We start from the raw sequence: 16,198 nt of genomic DNA, 5'->3' as shown, positions 1-16,198 counted from the left end.
TCACGGCGCCAGCGAGTCGCCGTAGCCGGTACGCCGGGCCTGCTCGCGCACCGCGCCGAGTTGGGCCTCGGTGAGTATGGCCGGCGCCCCGATCTGGCAGGCCCGCCAGTAGAGGGTCGCCAGCCACTCGAGCAGCTCGGCCCGGCGGTAGGCCTCCGCCAGCGATTCGGCATAAGCGACCGTGCCGTGGTTGGCAAGGATCGCGGCGAAACGACCGTCGATCGCCCGTCGCACGTGACCGGCGAGCTCCGGCGTGCCGAACGTCGCGTAGGGCGCGACCCGCACCGGGCCGCCGAGCGCGTTGATCGTGTAGTGGATCGCGGGCAGCTCGACCGCCACCGTCGACAGCGCCGTGGCGTAGGGGGAGTGGGTGTGTACGACGGCACCGGCCACGTCGCTCGCGGCGTAGACCGCCAGGTGCAGCGGCAGCTCGGAGGTCACCCGGCGCGGTGCGCTGCGCACCGCGCCGGCCGGGTCGACGACGCAGATGTCCGCCGGCACGAGGTCGTCGACCTGGACGCCGCTCGGCGTGACGTAGATGTCGTCGCCGGCCCGGACGCTCAGGTTGCCCGACGTACCGATGCAGAGCCCGTCACGGACCATCCGGCGGCTGGTCTCGACCAGGGCGACCCTCGCGTCGTCGCCGGTCACGGCCGGAACCGGCGCAGCCGCAGGCTGTTGCTGACGACGAACACCGAGCTGAACGCCATCGCTGCTCCCGCGAGCAGCGGGTTGAGCAGGCCCGCCGCGGCCAGCGGCAGGGCCGCGACGTTGTAGGCGAAGGCCCAGAAGAGGTTGCCCTTGATCGTGCGCAGCGTCCGGCGGGACAGCCGGATCGCGTCGACGGCCGTGCGCAGGTCCCCGCGCACGAGCGTGAGGTCGCTCGCCTCGATCGCGACGTCGGTGCCGGTGCCCATCGACAACCCGAGGTCGGCCTGCGCCAGCGCAGCGGCGTCGTTGACCCCGTCGCCGACCATCGCGACGACGGCGCCGGAGTCCTGGAGACGCTTGACGACGTCGACCTTGCCGGCCGGGAGCACCTCGGCGATCACGTCGTCGGCCGCGATGCCGACCTCGCGGGCGACCGACGCGGCGACCGCGGCGTTGTCACCGGTGAGCAGGACCGGGCGCAGGCCGAGGTCCCGCAGCTCTGCGATCGCCTGGGCCGACGTCGGCTTGACCGTGTCGGCGACGACGACGATCCCCCGGGCCGCGCCGTCCCATGCCACGGCAACCGTCGTACGCCCCTCGGCCTCGGCTGCCGCGAGTGCGGCCTGCAGGTCGTCGGGCAGGGCAATGCTCCAGTCGGCCAGCAGCGCGGGCCGCCCGACCAGCACCGCCCGGCCGTCGACGACGGCCTGCACGCCGAGCCCTTCGACGTTGACGAACTCCTCGGCGGCCGGCAGCTCGCCGACCTCGGCCTGCGCCGCGGTGGCGATCGCTCGGGCGATCGGGTGCTCGGAGGCGTGCTCGGTCGCGCCGGCCAGCCGCAGCAGCTCGCGACGCTCGACCTCCGGTGCGACGACGACGGCGTGCACGGCCATCCGGCCGGTCGTGACCGTGCCGGTCTTGTCGAGCACGACGGTGTCGACCCGGCGGGTCGACTCGAGCACCTCGGGCCCCTTGATGAGGATGCCGAGCTGCGCGCCGCGGCCGGTCCCGACCATCAGGGCCGTCGGGGTGGCCAGCCCGAGCGCGCAGGGGCACGCGATGATCAGCACCGCGACGGCGGCGGTGAACGCCGTCTCGACCGGGTGGCCGGTGCCGAGCCAGACGGCGAGGGTGCCGAGGGCGAGCACGATGACGACTGGCACGAAGACCGCGGAGATGCGGTCGGCGAGCCGCTGCACCTGCGCCTTGCCGTTCTGCGCCTCCTCGACCATGCGGGCCATCTGCGCGAGCTGCGTGTCGCCGCCGACCCGGGTGGCCCGCACGACGAGCCGCCCGCCGGCGTTGACGGTGGCGCCGACCACGGCAGAGCCGGGACCGACCTCCACGGGCACCGACTCGCCGGTCAGCATCGACACGTCGAGGGCGGACGTGCCGGTGACGACGACGCCGTCGTTGGCGACCTTCTCCCCCGGCCGGACGACGAACTCGTCACCGACCGCGAGCTGCTCGACCGGCACCCGCAGCTCGACGCCACCCCGAAGGACCGCGACGTCCTTGGCTCCGAGCTCGAGCAGCGCACGCAGCGCGGCACCGGACCGGCGCTTGGCCCGCGCCTCGAAGTAGCGCCCGGCCAGGATGAACAGCGTGACGCCGGCGGCCACCTCGAGGTAGATCTCGTCCGCGCCGCCGCCCTGCGACGGCACCAGCGTGAACGGCATCGTCATCCCGCGCTCGCCGGCCCCGCCGACGAACAGCGCGTAGACCGACCAGCCGAAAGCCGCGAGCACGCCCAGCGAGATGAGGGTGTCCATCGTCGTCGCGCGGTGTCGCAGGTTGGTCAGCGCGGCGCGGTGGAAGGGCCACGCCCCCCACGTCACGACCGGCGCGGCCAGCGTGAACGACAGCCACTGCCAGTAGTCGAACTGCAGCGCGGGCACCATGCCCAGCACGATGACCGGTACGGCGAGCACGAGGGTCGTCAGCAGCCGCTGGCGCAGCGACGCGCTCGGGTCGGGCTGCTCCGGCGCTGGACCGGGCGCCGCGGCGCGGGGCTGCGGCAGCGCGGCCGTGTAGCCCGTGGCCTCGACCGTCGCGACGAGGTCCTGGGGACGCACGCCGTCGGCGTAGGTGACCCTGGCCTTCTCCGTCGCGTAGTTGACACTGGCGGTGACGCCGTCCATGCGGTTGAGCTTCTTCTCGACGCGCGCCGCGCAGGAGGCGCAGGTCATGCCGCCGATGGCCAGCTCGACCGTGTGCTGCCCGGTCTCGACGCTCATGGTTGGCTGCCGGTCAGCTCGTAGCCGGCCTCGTCGACCGCCTCGCGAACTTGCTGCTCGGCCAGCGGGGCAGCACTGGTGACGACGACCGTCGACTCGCCGCCCTCGACGAGGTCGACGTCGACCGACTGCACCCCCGGGAGGGCGGTGATCTCACCGGTGACGGCGGAGACGCAGTGGCCGCAGGTCATGCCGCTGACGGTGTAGCGCGCGGTGGTGGTCATCGGAGATCTCCTTGTCGTGGGTAGGTCAGCTGCGGACGAGGCGTGCGATGGCGTCGGAGGCCTCGCGCACCTTGGCGTCCGCCTCGGAGCCGCCCTTGGCGGCGGCCTCCATCACGCAGTGCGCGAGGTGCTCGTCGAGCAGACCGAGCGAGAAGGACTGCAGCGCCTTGGTGGCCGCGCTCACCTGCGTGAGCACGTCGATGCAGTAGTGCTCCTCCTCGACCATGCGCTGCAGGCCCCTGATCTGGCCTTCGATGCGCCGCAGCCGCTTGAGCTGCGCGTCCTTGCTGTCGTGGTAGCCCGGCGTACCGTGCGTCATCTGGCCTCCATACCCCGGGTGGGTACCTGCTCCCAACGGGGCAACCATACCCCCAGGGGGTACATTCGGCAAGCGGTCGCCGGTCTTCCCGTCCACCGCCGGTTCCGACGTCCACGATCGTCCTGAGAGCTGACCGCACCACGCGCGCGGCGGGGCCGGACCTAGCGGCGGGCCTCGGGCAGCGGCAAGGGACACGAGGGCGCGAGGGCGTCCTGGGTCATCGGGTCGACGTCGGTCAGGAACGTCGCGTGGAACCGGTTGATGAGGTTCGACAGCCCGATGGTGAAGCAAATCTCGATCATCTTCTCGACCGGGTAGTGCGCCGACAGCTCGGCGTAGAGCTCGTCGGTGATGGGGTCCATGCGGGTCGACGCCTGCGCGTAACGGACGATCGCGCGCTCCTGCGGCTCGTAGAGCCCGTCGGGCAGCGGGTCGTCACCCAGGTGCGCGAGCTTCTCTTCCGTCAGGCCTGCCACTCGACCGAGCAGCACGTGGGTGGGCACTCAATAGTGACAGCGGTTGACGACGCTGGCCGTCAGGTAGGCGAGCTCGCGCTCCGCCGGCGTGAGGGAGTTGGCCATGTAGACCGGCGGGCCGAACTGCGTCAGCGCGGCGAACACCTTCGGGTGGTTCGCGACGCCCCGGTAGACGTTGAGGTCCGTGCCGACCGCGTCGCGGATCCGGTGCAGGATCGCCGCGGCCTGCGGGTCGGCGGCGGGATCGTCCGGGTCCACCAGGGGAATGCGCGCCATGCGCGAGACTGTAGCGACGACGAGGAGGCCCGGTGCCGGCAGGAAAGCTGCGCGCGCTCGGCCTGCCGCGCATGGTGCTCCTCGCCGGCGCCGTGGCGAGCATCGTCGCGGCCGCTTCGGCACCGCGGTCCGCCTCGACGGCGGCGAGCCAGGTGTGGCCGGCGTTCGTCCTCGTGATCGGGTTGCTGCTGGTCGGGTTCGCGGCGGCGCAGGACGGTGCCTTCACGGGGATGGCGGCAGCGCTCGACCGGCTGCCCGGCCGGCCGTGGCTGCGCTACGCCTCGAGCATGGCGCTGGTCGCGGCGACGTCGGTGCTGCTCAACCTCGACACCGCCGTCCTCTTCCTGACCCCGGTGCTCGTGCTGCTGGCGCGCCGCCAGGAGGCCGGCGAGCAGGCGTTCCTCTATGGCTGCGTGTTCGTCGCCAACTCGGCCTCGCTGCTGCTGCCGGGCTCCAACCTGACCAACCTCATCGTGCTGCAGCGCGACCACCTGGCCGGCACGCAGTTCGCCGCACGACTCTGGCCCGCATGGCTGGTCGCCGTCGTGGTGACCGCCGCAGTGACGGCCGTCCTGCTTCGCGGTCACCGGGGCGCGCGAGCAGAGACCCATCGGCCGCCACCGCACCGGCCCTACCTGAGCAGCGTGGCCATCGCCGCGGTGACCGTGGCGTTGCTCGCGTCGCCCGATCCTGCCCTTCCGGTGCTCGCGATCGGAGCCGGTACGACGGTGGCCCTGTTCGCCGCCAACCGTGACGCGCGACGGCGACTGACCGGCGCGATCGACGTCACGACGGTCGCGGGACTGTTCGGCCTCGCCGTAGCCGCGGGCACCTTGGGCCGGACCTGGCTCGGGCCGGCGCACGCGCTCGCCGACGCCGGCCGTTGGGGCACGGCCTATACCGGCGCGGCAGCGGCCGTGCTGCTCAACAACCTGCCGGCCGCGGCGCTGCTGTCCGCACACCCGACCGCCCATCCGCGCGCGCTGCTGCTCGGGCTGGACATCGGGCCCAACATCGCCGTCACCGGGTCGCTGTCGGCCGTCCTCTGGTGGCAGGCTGCGCGCCTCGTCAACAGCCCGACCTCCGCACGCCGCTACTCGCAGATCGGTGTGGTGGTCGCCATGGCCGCCATCCCGCTCGCCGTCCTCGCCCTGCCATAGGCCTGGTCAGTCGCTGCGCGGATGGATGCAGACGCAGCAGCGCTGCTCCGCGGGCTCCAGCGCACCGGCCAGCCGGTCGCCGACCCCGGCGCCGGTGAGCATGCCCTCGAGGAACGCGTGGTTGAGCTCGCAGACCAGCTCGGGAGCAACCTCGACGAGCGCGTGGAAGGGGCAGTTGCGCAGCACGAGGTGCTCGTTGTCGCGAGCCGGCTCGTAGCCGAGTGCCGCGAGCCGCTCCTCCATGGCATCGAGCGCCCGCCGGCGCGACCGGCCGGTGCTCGGCCCCGACTCCCTGCCCAGCTGCTCGCCCCGCGCCCGCGCGACGGCCAGCGTGTGCGCGCGGGGGTCGCCGCGGGCCGGGGCGGTGGCCACTGCCTCGGCGAGGATCTGGCCGGCCAGCGCGTAACGTCGGGCGGGCACCGAGATCGAGACCTCGCCGTCGACGACCGCATAGCGCTTGGCCGGACGCCCGGCGCCCCGCCCGCCACGGCCCGGCGGCCGCGCGTAGGAGACCGCGAGCAGCCCGGCTTCCGCGAGCTTGTCGAGATGGAACGCCGCCAGCGGGCGCCCCATGTCGAGGGCGGCGGCGATCTCGTCGCGGGTGACCGGCTCGGCGGCCTGGCGCACCGCGTCGTAGACCGCCCGTCGGGTCGGCTCGGCCAGCACACCGACGACCGACCACGACACGCCAGCAAGTCTAGTGGGCTTGACGTCGTACCGGAAGGGCCGTATCACTAGCACTAATTATTGCTACGGCAGCCTGGAGGCCGCCATGCGCCGGTTCTCGTTCGCTCCTTCGTTGACGATCCGCGGCCGTGAGTTCCACGGCCTGCGTGGGTGGGCCGGCAAGCCGTTCCACCCACCGTTGACCGACGTGCCGATCACGGCGTACCTGCTCGCGGCGGGCTTCGACCTGTCGAGCCTCGCCGCCCGGCACGAGGCACCCACCCTGGCCCGGGAGCTCTACCACGCGGGTGGGTGGGCGTTCATCGCCGGCGCGATCGTCTCCGTGCTGGCCGCGCTGACCGGCTGGGCCGACTGGCACCGCTCGAGCGAGCCCGGCACCCAGGCGCGGCGCACGATCAACGCGCACGCGATCACGATGATCACCGTCACGCTGCTGGCCCTGGCCGACATCGGGCTGCGCTACTCGGCCGGCTCCGACCTGAATGCCGCGGCCTGGTGGGTCGCGGTGCTGTCGACGGTGACCGCCCTGCTCGTCACGACCGGCGCGACGATGGGCGGCACGCTGGTCTTCGACTACGGCTTCAACGTCGAGACGGCGACCGACTCCCCCGTCTGGCACCGCAACGAGCACGACGTGCTCCCCGGGCACAAGGACGTCGCGCCGGCACCGGACGAGCCCCCGGCCGAGGGCATCCATCCGGCCTCATGACCGCGGCAGCGGCTCCTCCACCTCGTCCGGGGCCTCTGCCTCGTCCTTCCCGCTGGCCTCGTCGGCCAGCGGGGCGCGGCCGATGACCAGCGAGAAGCGGCCGGTGCCGGACGGGATCAGCGCGCGGAGGCTGAGCACCCGCTCGTGCTCGCGGGCCTCGCGCAGGTCGCGCAGCCGGCCCTTCAGCAGCTGGTCGAGCGAGACCATGCCCATCAGCTTCCCGGGGTCGTCACGGTCGACGACGGGCAGCCGGGTGAAGGATCGCTCGGCCATGACGTAGGCCGCCTGGCGCATGGTGTCGTCGGGATGCACGACCACGGGCTGGATGATGAGCCGGTCGATCGCGCCGGCGGTGTCGACGTCGTCGAACGCCGCGCGCATGATGTCCCGGCGGGTTACGACGCCGCGGAACCGGCCGTCGGCCGACAGCACCGGGTACAGCCGCTGCCGATGCTCCGGACCGACCGTCGGGCGGCCGTCGCGCAGGAACACCGAGATGACCTGACGCAGCGGCGTCCCGTCGCGGAACGTGATCGGGTCGTAGGTCATGACCTCGCGCACGAGCAGGATCTCGAGCGGGTCGACGTCGTACTCGCGGGACAGGTGGAACCCGCGCCGCGCGACCTTCTCCGTCAGCACCGAGCGCTTGAGCACCAGCACGGACACGGCGTACGCCGTCGAGGCGCCGATCAGCAACGGCAGCAGCGCGTCCATGCGATGGGTCAGCTCGAGGGCGAAGATGACGCCGGTGAACGGCGAACGCATGACCCCGCCCAGCACCCCGGCGAGGCCGATCAGGGGCCAGAATCCCGGCCCCACACCGGGAAAGACGGTGGCCTCGACCGCGCCCAGTGCTCCACCGATCATGAACATCGGCGCCAGCACGCCGCCGGAGGTGCCGGACCCCAGGGACAACGACCAGATCAGCGTCTTGACGACGAGGATGCCGCCGACCAGGCCGAGCGAGATGCGCCCGCTGAGCTCCTGGCCGATGACGTTGTAGCCGACGCCGAGGGCCTGGGGCACGATCAGGCCGCCGACGCCGATGATCAGGCCTCCGATCGCGGGCCACCACATCCAGTGGATCGGCAGCTTGCGGAACCCGTCCTCGGCGGCGTAGACGAGCACGGTCGCGATCAGCGCGAGGATGCCGGCGGCGATGCCCGACACGACGCACAGCCCGTAAACCGAGCCGGTGAGGTGAAGGGAGGTCAGTGGCACCTTGAAGATCGGGCCGGTGCCGAGGATGGGCCCGCGAATGATCGTGGCCACCGACACCGCGGCGGCCACTGGCACATAGCTACGCGGGCGCCACTCGAAGAGCAGCAGCTCGACGGCGAGCAGCACGGAGGCCAGGGGCGCGTTGAAGGTGGCGGCCATGCCGGCGGCGGAGCCGGCGACGAGCAGCGTCTTGCGCTCGTCCGCGGTCAGCCGCAGGAACTGGGCGAACAGCGACCCGAAGGCCCCACCGGTCATGATGATCGGACCCTCGGCACCGAACGGCCCACCGGTGCCGATCGCGATCGCCGACGAGACGGGCTTGAGCAGCGCGACCCGCGGCTGCACCTTGCTGCCGCCGGTGAGGATCGACTCGATCGCCTCCGGCATGCCGTGGCCACGAATCTTCTCCGAGCCGTAGCGCGCCATCAGCCCGACCACGAGACCGCCGAAGACCGGCGCCAGCAGCACGACGGCCCAGTAGTGGTGGCCCGCGCCCGGCGCCACCAGCTTGGTGTCGACGCGGTTGTAGAAGATCAGGTTGGTGATGAGGCCGATGAGCCGCAGCAGCGCCCAGGCCACCACGGCACTGACCGCACCGATCGGCAGCGCGAGCGCGGTGATGACGAGCATCCGCGGGGTCGCGGTGAAGTCGCCCAGGTGGTGCAGTGCGGTCGGCCCTCCGTCCGGTCGCACCGGCGCGGGCGCGGTCAGGTCACCGGCTATCCGGGACCGGGAATCGTCCGATCCCTGCATCCTCCACCTCCGTACCGCAACCAGTATCGCAGGGCGATCCTGGTGGGCCGACGGCCGGAGTGGGTACCCGCGAAGAGGCCTACGGACGCACCTCGTAGTAGAGGTTGGCCGGGTCGTCGAAGTCGTGCACGACGAACCGCGTGAACCCGGCGTCGCGGACCATGCGCTCGGCCAGCTCGGTCGGGAAGCCCAACGTGCCGAGCCCCGCACCGCCCGGCTCCGACAGCGCCGACGACATGCAGGTCGCGACCGATGTGCCGTACATCATCGCGAGCAACGGGTTGCGCAGGTTGTCCTGCCAGCGCTGCTTGGCACGGATGTCCTTGATGAGCCAGACGCCGTCGTCCTTCAGCGCCCGGCGGATCGCGGTGATCGCGGCCTGCGGGTGCGGCATGTCGTGCAGGCAGTCGAAGGTGAGGACGAGGTCGTACGCCGGTTCCGACGGCAGCTGCTCGGCGGGCGCGGCGTGCACCTCGACGTTGTCGAGACCGGCCGCAGCGACCTGTGCCCGGGCCCGCTCGACAGCGTGGCGCGACGGGTCGTAGCCCTCGAACCGCGAGGCGGGGAACGCCGTGGCCATGGCGATCAGTGCGACGCCGGAGCCGCAGCCGACGTCCGCGACTCGTGCTCCCTTCTCGAGCGCGGCCGACACGCCGCCGAGCGCCGGGAGGATCACGGGGACCAGCGCCTGGCGCGCCCAGGGACCGAGCATCCGCTCGACGTGGTGCGCCGCCGAAGGGCCGAGGTCGTCGTAGCTCAGACCGACGCCGGTGCGGAACGCGTCGGCCAACCGGTCGACGATGTCCGGCGGCGCCACCCCGCCCTGGAAGGCGCCCGCGGCGAACCACAGGCTGCCGTCCTCGTCGGCGAGCACCGCGGCTGCCTCCGGCGAGAGAGTGAACGTCTCTCCGTCGTCGGTGTCCAGCAGCCCGGCGGCGGCCTGGGAACGCAGCCACTCCAGCAGCCAGCGCGGCTGCAGGCCGGTGCTCTCGGCGAGGGCGGCGGCAGTCAGCGGTCCGGCACCGTCCATCGCCCGGTAGAGACCGAGCCGGTCGCCCAGATGAATCATCAGGGCGACGACCTCACCCTGCTTGAAGCGCCAGACGTGCAGCGCCAATGCGTTGACGCGGTCGACGTCGAGATTTCGGTCGTGGCTCGACGTTTCTTTGCCAGAAATGTCCGAATTCGTTGTCACGGCTTCCTTTCGTTCGCCGAGCGGCGATTCCCCTTGCCGAATAAGGGCATATACAGCCGCACCAGTGGTCGGACACCCCCGCGCCGACCGCAAATTCGTCGGAGGTGCGTCGTGCTTCTTCTGGGCGTGATTCTGCTCATTGTCGGGTTCGTCCTAGGAATTTATGCCCTGTGGGTCATCGGGCTCATTCTCGCCGCCGTCGGCGCGGCGTTGTGGGTGATGGGTGCCATGGGTCGGGCGGTCGGCGGACGCCGGCACTACTGGTAGTTCGCCGAGGGACCGACGAAGGCCCGCGCACCACGGGTGCGCGGGCCTTCGCGCACGAACGACGTGCACGCGCGCCCGCGCCGGCAGGCCGCAGACTCCAGGACTGCCCCGCGTTTCGCCGGCCCGGATCACCTGAGTTCGGCGTGTACCGTGACGATCATGAACCCACTGCAAGGCGTCATCTCCGAGTCGTGGGCGATGTACCGGCGCCACGCGGCTCACCTGCTGCCGATCGCGTTCGTGATCTACCTGGTGGCCGCCGCGCTGGAGGCGGTGCTCATCGGCCTGCTCGGCGCCTTCGGGGCCTTCCTGGCCTTCATCGTGTCGGTGCTCAGCGTCTTCGTCCTGCAGGCCACCCTCGTCAAGGCGGTCGAGGACGTCCGCGACGGCCGGGTCGACCTGTCGATGGCCGAGACCGTGCAGGCGGCCCGGCCACGCGTCGGGACCGTCGCCGGCGCCTCGATCCTCGCGGGCATCGCGGTCGCGATCGGCCTGCTGCTGCTGATCGTGCCGGGGCTCGTGCTGATCACGTTCCTCGCGCTGATCGTGCCGGTGATCGTGCTGGAGGGCCGCGGGGTCACCGAGGCCTTCCGCCGCAGCACCGACCTGGTCCGGGGGCACGGTTGGGCGATGTTCGGTGTGCTCGTGCTGACGATGGTCGTCTACATCGTGGTGGGCTTCATCATCGGCGTGATCCTGTTCGCCCTCGCGCCGTGGGCGCGCGACTTCCTGTCGACGATCATCTCGGGCACGCTGCTCGCGCCCTTCACCGCGCTCGCGCTGACCCTGAGCTACTACCGGCTGCGCGACGTCCACCCGGGTGCCGCGCCGCGCCCCGCGGCCGATGACCTCTGGGGCTCGCCGCAGGCGTAGGCCTCAGGTGTTCTGGGCGGTCATCCCGCCGTCGACGACGAGAACGGCACCGTTGATGTACGACGCCGCCGGCAACACCAGGCCGAGCGTCGCGTGGGCGACTTCCTCGGGGTCGCCGTACCTGCGCAGCGGCACCCGCCGCCGGGCGAACTTGGCCTTCGCGTCGTCCGGGATGCCGGCGGTCATGCCGGTGCGGATCGGCCCGGGGCAGACGCAGTTGACAGTGACGCCGCGCGCACCGAGCTCGACGGCCAGGCTTCGCGTCAGCCCAATGACCCCGTGCTTCGACGCCGTGTAGGGCGAGATGTAGGCCGTCGCGCCCAGGCCCTCCGTCGAGGCGATGTTGACGACGCGCCCGTCGGCGTTGCGGACCAGCTGGGGCAGCGCGGCCCGGATGAACCGCGCGTGCGCGGTGAGGTTGACCGCGAACGTCGCCACCCAGGCCTGCTCGTAGCCCTCGCCGTCGATGGGCGCCGGCAGCGAGACGCCGGCGTTGTTGACGAGGATGTCGAGCCCGCCGAACCGCTCGCCCACTTCGGCGACCGTCGTCTCGATCGCGGCCGGCTCGCTGACGTCGACCGCCCACGTGTGGACCTCGCCGCCGGCGGCCAGGATCTCGTCGGCCACCTCGGCCAGCTGGTCCGCGCTGCGGTCGACAAGCGCCAGCCGGGCTCCCTCGTCGGCGAACAACCGCGCGGTGGCCCGGCCCATGCCGCTGGCCGCGCCGGTGACCAGGGCGACCCGTCCCGCGATGCTGCGGGACAGCGACGACAAGGGCACTAGGAGACCCACTCCTTGAGCTGGGCGATCATCCGGACGGGGTCGGGCCCGACCGGGTTGACCTGGAGCATCGTGACGCCGGCCTCCTTGTAGGCCGCGACCCGCTCCTTCACGTAGCCCTCGGAGCCGACGAGGTTGGTCTTCTCGAGGAAGTCCGCGGGCACCTTCGCGGCGGCCTCGTCCTTCTTGCCCGACAGGTAGAGGTCCTGGATCTCCTCGGCCTCGGCCTCGAACCCGTAGCGGCGGGCCAGGTCGTTGTAGAAGTTGCGGCCCTTGGCGCCCATGCCACCGACGTACAGCGCGACCATCGGGCGGGAGAAGTCGCGGATGCCCTCGACGTCGTCGCCGATGGCGAGCATGCCGCCGGCGACGATCTCCAGCGGGGCAAGGCTGCTGTCGCGGTTGGCCGCGCCCTTGGCGAGGGAGTCGCCCCAGACGCCGGCCGCCTTCTCGGGGATGTAGAGGATCGGCAGCCAGCCGTCGGCGACCTCGGCCGTCATCTCGACGTTCTTCGGGCCGAGCGAGGCCACGAAGACCGGGATGTGCTCGCGCACCGGATGGGTGATCATCTTCAGCGGCTTCCCGAGGCCGGTGCCCTGCCCCTCCGGCAGCGGGATGCGGTAGATGCCGTCGTTGGTGAGGCGCTCGCGGCGCCAGACCTGCCGGCAGATGTCGACGATCTCCCGGGTGCGGGCCAGCGGGCGGTCGTAGGGCAGCCCGTGCCAGCCCTCGATGACCTGCGGGCCCGACGCGCCGAGGCCCAGGATCGCGCGCCCGCCGGAGACGTAGTCGAGCCCGGCCGCCGTCTGGGCGAGCAGCGCGGGGGTGCGGGAGTAGATCGGCAGGATGCCGAAGCCGATCTGCACCCGCTCGGTGCGCGCGGCGACGTAACCGGCCAGCGTCGCGGCGTCGAAGCCGTAGGCCTCGGCGACCCACACCACGTCGAGCCCCGCCTTCTCGAGCTCGACGACCTGGTCGACCGCTTGGGTGAAGTTGCCGGCGTAGGCCAGCGGCATGCTGATGCGCATGTCAGGTTCCTAGCACGTGGCCCATCCGCGTGGGTAGCGGACATCCCCGCCGGGGCTTCGTAGGCTCGGGTCCGATCCGTCGTAGGCCGAAGGAGCCGACCGTGCGCGCGCCGCTGTCCCGCCTGTCCCTGGTAGCCGCGACAGTCCTGGGGACGCTGCTCGCCGGGACCGGCCCGGCCCTGGCGCACACGGCGGGCGTGCAGGTCTCGATCATCGACGACCAGGCCAACGCCTGCCCGGGCAGCCGGGTGCTCGCCGCGGACTTCACCGACATCGGCACCAGCCCGTTCCAGCGCCAGATCAACTGCATCTGGGACTACGCGATCACCACGGGCGTCGACGCGACGCACTACGCGCCCGAGCAGTCGGTGCTGCGCATGCAGATGGCCGTCTACATCTGGAACTTCCTCGACGGCATGGGTGTCGCGCCGACCGACGACCGGTCGCACGGGTTCACCGACGTCGACTCGATGCCGAACTGCGCGCCGAGCGACGCGTCGTGCCCGTGGACGACGATCAAGTCGGCCATCAACAGCCTGGCCAACGCGGGCGTCGTCAAGGGCTTCGACTCGACGCACTTCCGGCCGGGCGACGTCGTCTACCGCGACCAGATGGCGACGTTCATCAACAGCGCGCAGACCTACATCGACACGCAGCTCAGCCGCAGCGACGGCCGGCGCGGCTACGCGACGACCAACGACTACTTCGACGACGACGACAGCGACGTGCACCAGGCCAACATCAACGCGATCGCGTCCGCCGGGATCACGGGCGGCGTCAGCACGACCAACCCCTATGTCTACGACCCCGGCGCGCCGGTGCTGCGGGGCCAGATGGCGGCGTTCCTGGCCCGCGACCTCGAGGCCAACATCCGCGACTTCAACCTCGCCACGTCGGTCTTCGGCCAGGACCAGACCTACATCGTGCGGCCGGGGGGAGACGCCCACGCGGCCACGGGCCAGTCGATCCCGGTCAGCGTCTACGTCTCACCGGGAGCGGCCGGCCCGACGCAGGCCGCGCTGCTGCCGTGCGGCTCGGTGCACAACGGCGCCCAGACCGGCGACCCCTACGCCGACACCTTCACCGACGCCAACAACGACGGCCGGGCCGACGGGCTGGGCAGCACCGACACCGGTGCCGCGACGTTCGGCGGCGGCGCCCGCACCCAGGCGGTCACCGTCTCCGACAACACGGTGTCGCTCAGCGTCACCAGCGGCGCCGCCGACTGCGCCCTCGTGGTGGTCTTCAACGACAGCAACGGCGACGGGCAGCTGAATCTCGACGGCAACAAGCAGGCCAGCGAGCCCTTTGCCGCCACCGCGGAGCTGAGCTTCGGCTGATCCCCGGCTGAGCGCCGGCAAGCGGCGTGCGCGCCGCCCGCACCGCGGCACCACCGCCGAGCGGACCGGCCGCGGCCAACGTCTCTGGACACTTCCGACCAACCGGGTCAACCTGCATTGATCCGGCGTCCGAGTCCCGCGATAGTCACAAAATATATGACTCGCATGACCCATTTTCGCCGCGCCGCAGGACCGGCACGGCTCACGGAAGGGTCCGCCCATGCCGTCTGCCCCGCACCGCCCGTCGGTCGCTGACTCCGACGTGGAGGCCGCCGTCCGGGCCTACGTGGCCCGGGTGGCACGTCGCTACTTCGCCCTGCTCGTCGCGGCGATCGCACTGGTGCTCGTGGTCGTCACGGTGCCGACGAAGACGCCCAACGACAACGGCAGCCAGGCGCTCGGGCTGAACAACGGGTTGCAGGGCACGACCGGCTCCTCCCTCGGCTCGGGCGCCGGCACCGGGCAGGCGGGCGGGCTGCAGAACACCGCGAGCGGCAGCGCGACAGGGTCGGGCGGCAGCGGCGGCGGCGCGGCCGCTTCCGGCGCCGGCCTGTCGAGCGGGTCGCAGGGCGGCAGCAGCCGGCCGGGCGCCACGACGGCCGCCAGCGGCCTCGCCCGCAGCGGGGTGAAGTGCGGGCCCGGCGTGCGCCAGGTGACGTGGTCGGCCTACGCGCCCAACTGCGTGCCGAAGTACACCGGCAGCAACGGCGGCGCGACCGCACCCGGCGTCACCGCGAAGACCATCACGCTGTCCTTCCGCCTCGGCAACTCGCAGGAGGACGCCGCCGTCAACGCCGCGGCAGGGTCGTCGGCACCGGCGCCGGACCCCGTCTTCATCGCCGACATGAACACCTACATCTCCTACTTCAACAAGCAGTACGAGCTCTACGGTCGCCAGGTCGTCCTGAAGTCGTTCCAGGGGCAGGGCGACTACATCACCGAGGACCAGGGCCAGGGCGCCGACCTGGCGCAGGCCGACGCGGCGACCGCCAAGTCGCTCGGGGCCTTCGCCGACGCGACGTTCGCGCTGAAGGGCTCAGACCCCTACTGGCGGGCGCTGGCCCAGCAGCACGTGATCGCGATCGGTCCGCTCGGTTACCCGCAGTCCTACTACCAGCAGTACGCGCCCTACTGGTGGTCCGCGAGCGCCACCGGCACCATGGCGGCCAACTGGTTCATCAACGCGACCTGCCAGCGGCTCGCCGGCATGAACGCGATCTACGCGCCCGACAAGACCATGCAGGTGAAGAAGCGGGTCTTCGGGCTGATCCACCCCGACAACCCGCAGTACATCTCGATCGCCAACGACATCAAGAAGGGCGTCGGCGCCTGCGGCGTGACGCCCAAGGAGGCGTCGTACTCCATCAACGTCGTGCAGTACCAGGCGCAGGCGACCAACATCGTCGCGCAGATGCGGTCGGCCGGCGTGACGACGGTCCTGTGCTACTGCGACCCCCTGGTGCCGATCTTCCTCGAGAACGCCGCGCAGAGCCAGCAGTACAACCCCGAGTGGATATCCACCTACTGGGGCGACCCGCAGGCGCGGCAACCCGCCAGCGGCAAGTGGGGCGGCCTGATCGCCATGGGCGGAGCATCCCCCGACTTGAAGCAGACCGAGGCCTACAAGGTCTTCAAGCTCGCGAGCGGCGGCGCCGAGCCGCGGGAGCAGTACTACGCGGTCGCCTACGCCACCGTGCTCTACATCATGAACGCGCTGCAGGCGGCGGGACCCGATCTCACCCCGGCGGCGTTCGCCCGGGGCATGTTCAGCCTGCCGCCGTCGGCCGACTCGTTCATGGGCCGCTGGACCTACGGCAACAACAAGTACAGTCCCGCGACCGAGGTGCAGATCGGTTGGTACGACCCGAACATGACCAGCAAGTTCGACGGCCAGAAGGGCGGCTACCGCAACTGCGCCGGCGGACAGGAGTTCCTGCTCTCCTCGGCGCAGGGTTGGGGCGGACCGGGGCAGCAGCTGGGCTGCTTCGGCAAGTGACGCGCC

Annotated in this window: 17 protein-coding genes; 6 read left to right on the top strand and 11 right to left on the bottom strand. The window is 71.6% G+C overall.

The genetic code is table 11. From position 1 onward, the window contains the following. The 6 genes from VFJ21_08975 to VFJ21_08950 all read right to left on the bottom strand — a co-directional run bounded on the left by VFJ21_08975 (window position 1) and on the right by VFJ21_08950 (window position 4,183). The gene (locus tag VFJ21_08975; protein HET7407246.1) at window positions 1-651 is read right to left on the bottom strand and encodes a class II aldolase/adducin family protein; all 651 of its coding nucleotides are present in this window, start codon (window positions 649-651) and stop codon (window positions 1-3) included. Next, the gene (locus VFJ21_08970; GenBank protein HET7407245.1) at window positions 648-2,888 is read right to left on the bottom strand and encodes a heavy metal translocating P-type ATPase; all 2,241 of its coding nucleotides are present in this window, start codon (window positions 2,886-2,888) and stop codon (window positions 648-650) included. Before VFJ21_08970 ends, VFJ21_08975 begins: the two co-directional genes overlap by 4 nt. Next, a complete protein-coding gene (locus VFJ21_08965; protein HET7407244.1) occupies window positions 2,885-3,112 on the bottom strand; it encodes a heavy-metal-associated domain-containing protein in 228 nt (75 codons plus the stop codon). The genes VFJ21_08970 and VFJ21_08965 overlap by 4 nt, the downstream gene beginning before the upstream one ends. Window positions 3,113-3,137: 25 nt before the next feature. After that, window positions 3,138-3,431 carry a metal-sensitive transcriptional regulator gene (locus VFJ21_08960; GenBank protein ID HET7407243.1) on the bottom strand — a complete coding sequence of 98 codons (294 nt, stop codon included), beginning with the start codon at window positions 3,429-3,431 and terminating at the stop codon, window positions 3,138-3,140. Window positions 3,432-3,592: 161 nt separating this feature from the next. After that, window positions 3,593-3,907 carry a hypothetical protein gene (locus VFJ21_08955; GenBank protein ID HET7407242.1) on the bottom strand — a complete coding sequence of 105 codons (315 nt, stop codon included), beginning with the start codon at window positions 3,905-3,907 and terminating at the stop codon, window positions 3,593-3,595. Between the two features lie 27 nt (window positions 3,908-3,934). Continuing rightward, entirely contained in the window at window positions 3,935-4,183 is a 249-nt protein-coding gene (locus VFJ21_08950) for a carboxymuconolactone decarboxylase family protein (protein HET7407241.1), read from the bottom strand. Window positions 4,184-4,215: 32 nt separating this feature from the next. Here VFJ21_08950 and VFJ21_08945 point away from each other — a divergent pair, with 32 nt between their 5' ends. Continuing rightward, the gene (locus VFJ21_08945) at window positions 4,216-5,343 is read left to right on the top strand and encodes an SLC13 family permease (protein HET7407240.1); all 1,128 of its coding nucleotides are present in this window, start codon (window positions 4,216-4,218) and stop codon (window positions 5,341-5,343) included. 6 nt (window positions 5,344-5,349) lie between these two features. Here the strand turns inward: VFJ21_08945 and VFJ21_08940 are convergent, their stop codons facing one another. After that, window positions 5,350-6,030, bottom strand: coding sequence for a helix-turn-helix domain-containing protein (locus VFJ21_08940; protein HET7407239.1), 681 nt, complete (start codon window positions 6,028-6,030; stop codon window positions 5,350-5,352). A gap of 85 nt (window positions 6,031-6,115) precedes the next feature. Here VFJ21_08940 and VFJ21_08935 point away from each other — a divergent pair, with 85 nt between their 5' ends. Continuing rightward, complete coding sequence (locus VFJ21_08935) at window positions 6,116-6,739, top strand: DUF2231 domain-containing protein (protein HET7407238.1); 624 nt, start codon at window positions 6,116-6,118, stop codon at window positions 6,737-6,739. On the opposite strand, the gene VFJ21_08930 is transcribed toward VFJ21_08935, so the two are convergent. Both VFJ21_08930 and VFJ21_08925 read right to left on the bottom strand, forming a co-directional pair. Further along, window positions 6,734-8,713 carry a chloride channel protein gene (locus VFJ21_08930; GenBank protein ID HET7407237.1) on the bottom strand — a complete coding sequence of 660 codons (1,980 nt, stop codon included), beginning with the start codon at window positions 8,711-8,713 and terminating at the stop codon, window positions 6,734-6,736. The genes VFJ21_08935 and VFJ21_08930 overlap by 6 nt on opposite strands. A gap of 79 nt (window positions 8,714-8,792) precedes the next feature. Next, window positions 8,793-9,908, bottom strand: a complete 1,116-nt coding sequence (locus VFJ21_08925; protein ID HET7407236.1) for a class I SAM-dependent methyltransferase — start codon at window positions 9,906-9,908, stop codon at window positions 8,793-8,795. Window positions 9,909-10,019: 111 nt separating this feature from the next. On the opposite strand from VFJ21_08925, the gene VFJ21_08920 reads away from it, so the two are divergent. Together VFJ21_08920 and VFJ21_08915 are read left to right on the top strand one after the other, a co-directional pair. After that, window positions 10,020-10,175 (top strand): DUF6131 family protein, encoded by a 156-nt coding sequence (locus VFJ21_08920; GenBank protein HET7407235.1) that lies wholly within the window; start codon window positions 10,020-10,022, stop codon window positions 10,173-10,175. A 159-nt stretch (window positions 10,176-10,334) separates the two neighbouring features. Then, window positions 10,335-11,048, top strand: coding sequence for a hypothetical protein (locus tag VFJ21_08915; protein ID HET7407234.1), 714 nt, complete (start codon window positions 10,335-10,337; stop codon window positions 11,046-11,048). A gap of 3 nt (window positions 11,049-11,051) precedes the next feature. Here the strand turns inward: VFJ21_08915 and VFJ21_08910 are convergent, their stop codons facing one another. Then, window positions 11,052-11,828, bottom strand: coding sequence for an SDR family NAD(P)-dependent oxidoreductase (locus tag VFJ21_08910; GenBank protein ID HET7407233.1), 777 nt, complete (start codon window positions 11,826-11,828; stop codon window positions 11,052-11,054). After that, window positions 11,828-12,856, bottom strand: a complete 1,029-nt coding sequence (locus tag VFJ21_08905) for an LLM class F420-dependent oxidoreductase (protein ID HET7407232.1) — start codon at window positions 12,854-12,856, stop codon at window positions 11,828-11,830. Before VFJ21_08905 ends, VFJ21_08910 begins: the two co-directional genes overlap by 1 nt. A gap of 101 nt (window positions 12,857-12,957) precedes the next feature. Between VFJ21_08905 and VFJ21_08900 the strand changes: the two genes are divergently transcribed. After that, window positions 12,958-14,196, top strand: a complete 1,239-nt coding sequence (locus tag VFJ21_08900) for an S-layer homology domain-containing protein (GenBank protein ID HET7407231.1) — start codon at window positions 12,958-12,960, stop codon at window positions 14,194-14,196. 220 nt (window positions 14,197-14,416) lie between these two features. Next, window positions 14,417-16,192 carry a hypothetical protein gene (locus VFJ21_08895; protein HET7407230.1) on the top strand — a complete coding sequence of 592 codons (1,776 nt, stop codon included), beginning with the start codon at window positions 14,417-14,419 and terminating at the stop codon, window positions 16,190-16,192. The last annotated feature ends 6 nt before the right edge of the window (window positions 16,193-16,198 follow it).

It is taken from the genome of Mycobacteriales bacterium (assembly GCA_035690485.1).
Lineage (GTDB): Bacteria > Actinomycetota > Actinomycetes > JAFAQI01 > DASSKL01 > DASSKL01.
Note: the sequence above shows the minus strand (reverse complement) of the source record. Positions and strands in the feature narration are given on the sequence as shown.

Coding starts and splice junctions, on each gene's coding strand:
- VFJ21_08970 (HET7407245.1), bottom strand. CDS start 2,888: ATGAGCGTCGAGACCGGGCAGCACACGGTCGAGCTGGCCATCGGCGGC.
- VFJ21_08965 (HET7407244.1), bottom strand. CDS start 3,112: ATGACCACCACCGCGCGCTACACCGTCAGCGGCATGACCTGCGGCCAC.
- VFJ21_08960 (HET7407243.1), bottom strand. CDS start 3,431: ATGACGCACGGTACGCCGGGCTACCACGACAGCAAGGACGCGCAGCTC.
- VFJ21_08950 (HET7407241.1), bottom strand. CDS start 4,183: ATGGCGCGCATTCCCCTGGTGGACCCGGACGATCCCGCCGCCGACCCG.
- VFJ21_08935 (HET7407238.1), top strand. CDS start 6,116: ATGCGCCGGTTCTCGTTCGCTCCTTCGTTGACGATCCGCGGCCGTGAG.
- VFJ21_08930 (HET7407237.1), bottom strand. CDS start 8,713: ATGCAGGGATCGGACGATTCCCGGTCCCGGATAGCCGGTGACCTGACC.
- VFJ21_08915 (HET7407234.1), top strand. CDS start 10,335: ATGAACCCACTGCAAGGCGTCATCTCCGAGTCGTGGGCGATGTACCGG.
- VFJ21_08905 (HET7407232.1), bottom strand. CDS start 12,856: ATGCGCATCAGCATGCCGCTGGCCTACGCCGGCAACTTCACCCAAGCG.
- VFJ21_08895 (HET7407230.1), top strand. CDS start 14,417: ATGCCGTCTGCCCCGCACCGCCCGTCGGTCGCTGACTCCGACGTGGAG.